Origin of the sequence: Acinetobacter sp. AKBS16, assembly GCF_002899995.1 — a bacterium.
GTDB classification, from domain to species: Bacteria; Pseudomonadota; Gammaproteobacteria; order Pseudomonadales; family Moraxellaceae; genus Acinetobacter; species Acinetobacter baumannii.
Window position 1 is genome coordinate 134,232 of the sequence record NZ_POYH01000101.1, and the last position, 5,102, is coordinate 139,333.

Genomic DNA, 5,102 nt, shown 5'->3' on the forward strand with positions numbered 1-5,102 from the left:
TTTGTCTAAGTGGTTGCCGTGACTAAAGCCTTTCATGCCTTTTTCAATCAAGAATGCGGTCATGCCTTTCGGGCCAGCTTGTGGATCAGTTTTAGCGTAAACGACCAGCACATCTGCATCGCCGCCGTTGGTAATCCACATTTTTGAACCGTTTAAAACAAAGTGATCACCTTTTTGCTCGGCGCGTAATTTCATGCTGACGACATCGGAACCGGCATTCGGCTCAGACATGGCAAGGGCACCAACGTATTCACCGGAAATTAATTTTGGTAAATACTTTTGTTTCTGCTGCTCGTTACCGTTACGGTTAATTTGGTTTACACATAAATTAGAATGAGCACCATAAGAAAGACCAATGGCTGCCGAAGCACGGGAAATTTCTTGCATGGCAATAATATGAGCTAAATAACCCATATTGGCACCGCCATATTCTTCAGAAACCGTCATACCTAAAAGGCCCATATCTCCGAATTTTTTCCAGAGATGTGCAGGGAATTTGTTGTCTTGATCAACTTGTTGGGCAATTGGTGCAATTTCCTTTGCACAAAATGCGGCTACCGAATCTTGAAGCGCAATTAAAGTTTCATCTAGACCGAAATTCAAGCTGCGTAGGTTCATGATATTTTCATCCTATTGGTTATATTTGTTGTCCATAAAATATTTTGTGGGTATTTGATAATTACCATACAATGATTTTTTGAAAAAGTGAATACAGATTCATAAAATGATTTACAATTCATTTTATTTGTTAGAGAATAAATTATGAGCTATAAACGATCATCTTTAATGCAAGAGCGGATGGAACAAAATCGAAAATCGATTTTGAGTTCAGCCAGAAAAATAATTTCAGAGGGAGGGTTCAAAGACGCACAAATACAAACAATTGCAGAGCAAGCGGGTGTATCTAGTGGACTGGTTTATCGCTACTTCGATAATAAAAGCCAAGTGCTAATAGAAGTTTTGTCTGATGCCATTAATACAGAACTATTGGTGATTGAATCGATTACCGAAAGTGACTTATCGGCAAAGCAGAAATTACACAAGGCGGTAGCAACCTTTGTAAAACGGGCACTGAATAGTCCTCAGCTTGCATATTCACTCATGTTTGAACCCGTCGATTCAACGGTTGAACATGAGCGTTTTCGTGTGAAACAATTGATTAAACAAAGTATTAAAAAAATACTTGCGGATGGAAATGCAAGTGGTGAGTTTGTCTTGGATGATTTAAACACAGCAGCACTTTGTGTAGTCGGTGCTATGACTTATGTGGTGGTTGAACCCCTAGACCCAGCTCAAAATACAAAGTTTGATCATGCGCATAAAGACTATTTTTCAAAACAGATTGCTGACTTTTGTGTAGATGCTGTGCAGAAAAAATAGGGCATATAAAGGATAAAACAACACAAAATAAGTAGTTTGGAAAAGTAGTTGCAGTAACAACAATTAGATCAGGTAAGAAGAGAATTAGAAGAATCAAGGAGAATGATTCAATGCAACAAGAACGGTTAAGCTACGCCTCGGGACCAAGTACACAACCCTTATTGGGTATGACCATTGGTGAACAATTTGATCAGGCCTGTCAGCAATATGCTGAAAAGGAAGCGATTGTCAGTTTTCATCAAAACAGACGATTAACCTATAAAGCTTTACAGGATGAAGTAAACGCTTTTGCTTGTAGCCTATTAAAATTGGGATTAAAAAAAGGAGACCGATTAGCGATTTGGTCACCTAACTGTGTGGAATGGACCATTACGCAGTTTGCAGCTTTTAAAGCAGGGATTATTTTAGTCAATCTAAATACAGCTTATAAAAGTCATGAGCTTGAATATGTGTTGAATAAGGTCTCATGCAAAGGATTGATTATTGCTTCTCAATTTAAAACGACGGATTACCAAGAATTACTCACAAAAATTGCCCCTGAGTTAACTACCTGTACAGATAAAGTGCTCAGTTCAGAGCGACTGCCACATTTAAAATTTGTCATTAAAATTGATGACCAACAACATACCGGTATTTATCGTTTTAGTGATTTACTAACTACACCAACTTCTGAACAGCTAGAACAATTAAAACAATTAGCCAGACAGCTCCAGTTTGATGAAACCATTAATATCCAATTTACTTCAGGTACAACAGGTAACCCGAAAGGGACCATGTTAACCCATCATAATATTTTAAATAATGGTTATTTTGTCGGTGAAGGCATTCGTTTAACCCCCCAAGATAAAGTCTGTATTTCTGTGCCATTATTCCATTGTTTTGGCATGGTGATGGGGAATCTGGCGTGTGTGACGCATGGGTCAACCATGGTCTATCCATCGGCTGTATTTAATCCTTTGGAAACTTTAAAAGCGATTCATCAAGAACGTTGTACGGCAGCTTATGGCGTACCAACCATGTTTATTGCAACCTTAGAGCATGAACAGTTTAATGATTTTGATCTATCGAGCTTAAGAACAGGCATTATGGCAGGTAGTCCTTGTCCACGTGAAATTATGCAACGTGTTATAGACCGAATGCATATGTCTGAAATTACCATTTGTTATGGCATGACTGAAACCTCGCCAGTGAGTGTACAAAGCTCGGTAAATGATTCGATTGATAAACGGGTAAGCACGGTTGGGCACGTTCACCCGCATGTTGAAATTAAAATTGTCGATTTAGAAGGGCAGATTGTTCCGCAAGGGACTTTAGGCGAGTTATGTGTTCGTGGTTATTCAGTGATGGCTGGTTATTGGGGTGAAGAGGAAAAGACCCGTGAAGTGATTGATGCGGCTGGCTGGATGCATACGGGTGACATTGCCGAGATGGATCAAGACGGTTTTATTAAAATTAAAGGCCGTATTAAAGATGTCGTGATTCGTGGTGGGGAAAACCTCTTTCCAAAAGAGATTGAAGACTTTTTATATACTCATCCAGATGTAAGCGATGTACAAGTGATTGGCTTGCCAGATGCGAAATATGGCGAAGAACTTTGTGCATGTATTATCCTGCATGAGCATCACCAAGTCGATGAAGACAGCATCCGCCAATTTTGCAAAGAACACATTTCACATAACAAAGTGCCGCGTTATGTCCGTTTCTTTAATGAGTTTCCAATGACTGCTTCTGGCAAAGCCCAAAAGTTTAAATTGCAGGAAATTATGCGAGCTGAACTTAATTTAACAGGAAATGTCTTTGACTAAATAAGTCAAAAGCTCGGTCAAAGTGCAGCAAAGGAAAATCGAAATACGGTTTAAATAGAGGACACGCAAAATGGCAAAAGACTTTAATAGCCCTAAAGTAGTCGAAGGATATGATGCGCATATTCGTAAATTAATTCCGGGCTATGAAGTGATCCATCAACAGGTGGATGCCATTTTGCAGTCGGTGTTGCCACCAGATGCTCATATCTTAATTGTGGGCTGTGGTACGGGTTACGAACTCGAATATTTACTTAAAAGACATCCAAACTGGCAATTTACAGCGGTTGATCCATCTTTAACCATGCTGCAAAAAGCTCAGGAGCAGGTGGAGATTTTAGGTAAATCTGCCCAAGTCACTTTTGTTCACGGTGAAACTTCAGCTTTACCTCTCGAGAGTTCCTTTGATGCTGCACTTTCTATTCTTGTGGCTCATTTTATTGCAGATGACATAAAACCAGCCTTCTTTAAGGATATTTATGATCGCTTAAAAGAAAAGGTGCCTTTACTTACCTATGACCTCATGACTTGTGTAAATCCACAACAGCTTCAAGCATTACGTTATTTGTGTTTGGCTCAAGGGTTAACAGAAGAACAATGTCAAAAAATGTTGGAGCGTATGGCGGAGGACTTTTTTAGTTTAACGACTGAAGGATATATAAAACTTTTGGAAGAGACAGGCTTTGAAAGCGTACAGCCATATACGCAAATTTTGACTTATCAAGGGTTTATTGCAAAAAAATAATACTATTGGGGAATATAAATAAGGGTTTAAAACCGAATATTCTCAATGTGGAAGAGAATATAAAAAATGGAAAATTAAAAAGTTGCTTTTGCTGCACTAGGGAGGGTGGATCTAAAAAATATGAGGGAACGTCTTTCTTGTGAAAGAAAGGCAAATTTTCAAGGATCTATTTTAGATAGGTACATAACAAAAAGGATGTCGAGGCTTTTAAGACTACTTAAAGGTCTAAAGGAAAATTTCATGATGAAAATTTTAAATACAACGATTCAAAAAAGCTTGTTGGCAGTTTCTGTGACTCTGCTTATGTCTTCTGCTTTTGCAGGCCAAGTAAACCCTGAAATAGAGCAACTTCGCCAAGAAATAAAAGAACTACGAGCTATGCTACAAATTAATATGGAGGCTCAAAAATCTTTAGCTCAAAAAAGAGTAGAACAAGCTGCTCCTGTAGTTACTCAAGCTCCACAACCTATACAGCAAACATTAACTAAATCTGGTGCGGAATTTAACTTATACGGTTATATACGAGCAGATGCTTCTTATCAAATTAAGGGTGCATCTAGCATGTATAACAATATTAGCGGCGTTCCTCTTGAAAATACGCCAGAAGAATCTGCACAGAAAGACCAGTTGCACAGTACTGTGTATGTGACACGCTTCGGATTGAATTTTAAAACACCTACAGCCGTTGGTGATGTGGGCGGAAAGTTAGAAATGGACTTTTTTGGGGCGGCTACACGTGATCAGTTTCGCATACGTCATGCCTATTTAACTTTTGATAAATGGCTTATTGGCCAAACATGGTCGACATTTATTGCCCCTGAATATTACCCAGAAACAATTGATGCGGGTACATTTGTAGGTAGTGCATTATTAAGATCGCCGCTTGTTCGCTATAGCGATAACTTAACGGCAAATACAAGTTTTGCAGTATCAGTTGAAGACCCGAAATATACTGCTGCAACTGATCCAGATAATAAAATGCGTTTACCTGCTTTAGTCGGACGTTTAAATCATAAATTTGCCAATGGTTCGATGCTTTCAGGCCGTAGTTTTGTTGCAGAAAAAAGAACTAACAATGATAGTGAGTGGGCGTGGGGTGTAGGCTTGGGCGGTAAATATCAAATTACCCCTGATACATTACTTAAAGCCGATTATTACCATGTTAAGGGTGATGG

Annotated in this window: 5 protein-coding genes; 4 read left to right on the forward strand and 1 reads right to left on the reverse strand. The window is 38.9% G+C overall.

The window, feature by feature from the left end:
• Nucleotides 1-618, reverse strand: a 618-nt coding sequence (locus tag C1642_RS20060; protein WP_228154006.1) for an acyl-CoA dehydrogenase family protein, incomplete at its 3' end; no start/stop codon positions are given.
• Nucleotides 619-762: 144 nt separating this feature from the next.
• Here C1642_RS20060 and C1642_RS18755 point away from each other — a divergent pair.
• The 4 genes from C1642_RS18755 to C1642_RS18770 form a co-directional block, all read left to right on the forward strand.
• On the forward strand, nucleotides 763-1,380 hold the full coding sequence (locus C1642_RS18755) for a TetR/AcrR family transcriptional regulator (protein ID WP_000120692.1): 618 nt from the start codon (nucleotides 763-765) through the stop codon (nucleotides 1,378-1,380).
• Nucleotides 1,381-1,490: 110 nt separating this feature from the next.
• Nucleotides 1,491-3,185 (forward strand): AMP-binding protein, encoded by a 1,695-nt coding sequence (locus tag C1642_RS18760; protein ID WP_001183741.1) that lies wholly within the window; start codon nucleotides 1,491-1,493, stop codon nucleotides 3,183-3,185.
• Between the two features lie 70 nt (nucleotides 3,186-3,255).
• The gene (locus C1642_RS18765; RefSeq protein WP_103236748.1) at nucleotides 3,256-3,927 is read left to right on the forward strand and encodes a class I SAM-dependent methyltransferase; all 672 of its coding nucleotides are present in this window, start codon (nucleotides 3,256-3,258) and stop codon (nucleotides 3,925-3,927) included.
• A gap of 243 nt (nucleotides 3,928-4,170) precedes the next feature.
• The coding region (locus C1642_RS18770) for a DcaP family trimeric outer membrane transporter (RefSeq protein ID WP_228154007.1) at nucleotides 4,171-5,102 on the forward strand (932 nt) is incomplete at its 3' end.

Excerpts from the sequence above, each read along its gene's own strand:
- C1642_RS18755 (WP_000120692.1), top strand. The coding sequence starts at position 763 with ATGAGCTATAAACGATCATCTTTAATGCAAGAGCGGATGGAACAAAAT.
- C1642_RS18760 (WP_001183741.1), top strand. The coding sequence starts at position 1,491 with ATGCAACAAGAACGGTTAAGCTACGCCTCGGGACCAAGTACACAACCC.
- C1642_RS18765 (WP_103236748.1), top strand. The coding sequence starts at position 3,256 with ATGGCAAAAGACTTTAATAGCCCTAAAGTAGTCGAAGGATATGATGCG.